The sequence below is a fragment of the Streptomyces sp. NPDC005799 genome (assembly GCF_040630525.1).
GTDB classification, from domain to species: domain Bacteria; phylum Actinomycetota; class Actinomycetes; order Streptomycetales; family Streptomycetaceae; genus Streptomyces; species Streptomyces griseorubiginosus_B.
In genome coordinates this window covers 1-3,022 of record NZ_JBEXXQ010000170.1, presented here as the reverse complement: position 1 = coordinate 3,022, position 3,022 = coordinate 1, and the positions used below count along the sequence as shown (strand labels likewise).

The 3,022-nt window shown below is 67.2% G+C and carries 2 protein-coding genes and 1 pseudogene; 2 read left to right on the top strand and 1 reads right to left on the bottom strand.

The window, feature by feature from the left end:
• Positions 1 to 389 precede the first annotated feature (389 nt).
• On the top strand, positions 390 to 626 hold the full coding sequence (locus ABZ453_RS50860; protein ID WP_359026838.1) for a DUF4333 domain-containing protein: 237 nt from the start codon (positions 390 to 392) through the stop codon (positions 624 to 626).
• Positions 627 to 654: 28 nt separating this feature from the next.
• Here ABZ453_RS50860 and ABZ453_RS50855 read toward each other — a convergent pair whose 3' ends face one another.
• The gene (locus ABZ453_RS50855; RefSeq protein WP_359026839.1) at positions 655 to 2,193 is read right to left on the bottom strand and encodes a glycosyltransferase family 87 protein; all 1,539 of its coding nucleotides are present in this window, start codon (positions 2,191 to 2,193) and stop codon (positions 655 to 657) included.
• A gap of 339 nt (positions 2,194 to 2,532) precedes the next feature.
• On the opposite strand from ABZ453_RS50855, the pseudogene tnpA reads away from it, so the two are divergent.
• Positions 2,533 to 2,856 (top strand): annotated as a pseudogene (tnpA, locus tag ABZ453_RS50850) (IS200/IS605 family transposase); the annotation flags it as partial.
• Between the last annotated feature and the right edge of the window lie 166 nt (positions 2,857 to 3,022).

The following is a 3,022-nucleotide window of genomic DNA, read 5'->3' as shown; positions in this document are numbered from 1 at the left end:
GCCGAGCGGCAGTTGCTGCCCGCTGAGCATGTCGTCGATTCCGGCTACATCTCCCCGGCACGCATCGAGCGGGCGCAGCGGGTGCACGGCATCACTCCGAATTGCGCGGAACGCGGGTGTCGAGGCGTTCAGGGTTGTCACCGGCCGCGCAGGACACCGACCGTGCGGCGCATGGAGGCCAGCGCCTTTGTGGCGGTGCCTTCGAAGCCCAGGTGTCTGGGGCGTACACGATCAGGCTGGTTTCGGACCCTCCCAGGGGAGGAGAGAGCTGTGCCGGACAGTCGGTATCTCGTGGGCGTCTCCGCAAGCGCGGCCGCCGTGCTCGTCCTCGGTGGCATCGGTACCCGCCTGGCCGCCGGCACCGGATCGACGAGTTCGACACCGTGGTGGTGGACGGCCACACAGCGCTCGCGCCCAAGATCGTCGCGGGTCGGACCCAGAGCAAGTACCACCCGCTTCCCTGGGTTGGAGAGCGGGTGCAGGTGTCCTGTCCCATCGACCTGGAGAACGTCGTCGGTACGACCATCAGTTGCACGGGGAAGAAGAACGACGGCACCACGGTAGCCATCCCGGTGACCGTGACCCGGGTGACGGGTTCCCGCATCACGTGGGAGTTCAGGCGCTGAGACCGTCGCCGACTCCGTACCGCACACATCAGCACACCGGCTGACCTGAGGACGTCTCCGAGCCCTGCGTAAAATCGTATTCGGACGAGATCTGGTAAAAGCCCGGGGCGTCGACCGTGAGGCGGGTGAACTCGCCCTGCCGGCGCAGGCATCCGCCGTTGTCGGCGTGCAGCCATGGTGAGTACGCGATCTTTGCCGTCACCGAGCCGGGCTTCGGCATGTGTACGACGAGGAAAGCGTCCGAAGAACTCACGACCTCCGCGGGCGCCGGTACGAGCGGTACCGCGTGCTGTACCCGGTACAGCTGCCAGTGCGTGTCGCTCCACATTGGCTCCAGCCAGGCCGGCTCCCCGCGCACCAGGTGCGCCTCCGCCGCCCCGTACTGGTCGGGCTCGGCGTCGGACACGACCACATAGCCGACGGCCCACCTGCCAAGCCAGGCTCGGTACGTCGTCGCGGAAAGGGTGCCGTCGTAGAAGAGGCGGCCCCGTTCCATGTCCAGTTGGGTGTTCCAGCCGCGTGCCATGTTGACGTGCGAGGAGAGTACGGCGGCCTCACGGTGGTCGCGGGTCGGGACCACCTCGACCCGTCCACGATCCGCGTTCAGCCGGTCGAGTTCGTGTACCAGCCCGTGAGTGTCGGCGGCCCACGCCGGGATCTCGTCCGAGCCCTTCAGGAAGGAGGTGGCCGTGCCCGAACCCAGCCAGAACAAGGACCCGGCCAGTGCTAGCGCGAGACCACGGTGGCGGTACGGGTTGCGCTGCTCCGTGTTGAGCAGGCCGGCCAGCAGGACAGCGGGGGCGAACAACAGCGCCAGACGCTCGACGTTCGAGCCTATGGGGGACGGCGTGAAGTAGGTGACGACGACGCCCGCCGCGTACACGGCGCCGCCGAGCCGTACCACCCGCCAGCCGTGCGGTGCGAACACGGCAACCGCGACCCCGAGCAGCGCGGGCCACCAGATCCGTCCCGTCGCCATCGGCTCCTCGCCCTTGAACGGGAACATCAGGGTGGTCGCCCCGACGACCACGAACGGCGGAAGCGTGAGTACGGCAGCGCGCCTCCAGTCGCGGACGAGGCCGTAGGCCCCGCCCGCGACCACCAGGAACAGCCCGGCCACCGGACTGCCCATCGTCGCGAGCATGACGTACCCGGCGGCCAGGACCAGACGCCGTTCGCCCACCAGCAGCACACACGCGGCCAGAGCGAACGCGACGCCCAGCGCGAACGTCACCCGGCCCGCCGCGACATCGACCCATAGTCCGAACGCTGCCATCAGTGCGGGCGCCAGCGGACCTCGGATCCCCGAGCGAACAAGCAGGACGCCGGCCAGCCAGCCGGCGACCAGCCCGGAGACGACACCGATCGTGCGCACGCCAAAGAAGCCCATCAGATATGGCGACAGCAAGCTGTAGTTCGCCGTGTGTAGCCCGCCGAACCAGAACAGTCCGTACGCCGAGTCACCGTGCTCGGCAGCGAAGCGTGCCCAAGTGTCCTGGGCCGCGAGGTCACCGCCGCCATTGGCGCGCAGGAACGCCCACACGAGATACAGCGGGAGCGTCGTCATCGTGGCGAGCAGCGGCACACGACACCTGCGGAAGAGACCGGCAAACCGTCGTAGGATTCCCCAGCGCGTGGGAGAAGCGCCCTGCGCGAGGTGGATGTCCGTATAGGCAGCAAACGTCATGCGGAGGCGTCTCCGTTCGAGGATGGACAGACCGACGGCAGCCCGGAGCGGCGTGGGATGGGCCGCAGCCGCGGGGCGGTTGTCTCGGGCGGAACGACAAGGCGAGGCCACGCCTGTATTCAGGCCCGACGGCACTGCCCGCCGTCGTTTGAATTGTCCGCTGGAGAGCCCGATAGGTGTAGCGGAGCTGCAAACCAAGATCCTACTGCGATTGGTCTCATGGATGGGCAGAACGATTACAGGCGTGGCAGGCACGTGGTTTCAGCGATGCACGTGCACTTGGTCTTTGTGACGAAGTGCCGGCGTGGAGTGAACGACGAGATGCTGACGTGCTGCGAAGAGATCATGCGCAAGGTCTGCGAGGACTTCGAAGCGGAGCTGAAGGAGTTCAACGGCGAGCGCGATCACGTCCACCTCCAGGTGCACTACCCGCCGAAGGTCGCCGTCTCCAAACTGGTCAACAGCCTCAAGGGCGTCTCCGCTCGCCGGATGCGGCAGGAGTTCACCGGCCGCATCAACCGCGCCATCATGCACGGGCACCTGTAGTCGCCCTCGTGCTTCTCCGCATCGCACGCCCCGTTCGGGAGGACGGCTTGAACGAGTACGACGAGATAGACGAGATAGGCGTCTTCCTGGGCCTGGATGTCGGGAAGAGCGCTCACCACGGACACGGACTCACCCCGGCCGGCAAGAAGGTCTTCGACAAGCA

Bases quoted from the DNA above. Each gene is read 5' to 3' on its own strand.
- ABZ453_RS50855 (WP_359026839.1), bottom strand. From the start codon at position 2,193: ATGACGACGCTCCCGCTGTATCTCGTGTGGGCGTTCCTGCGCGCCAAT.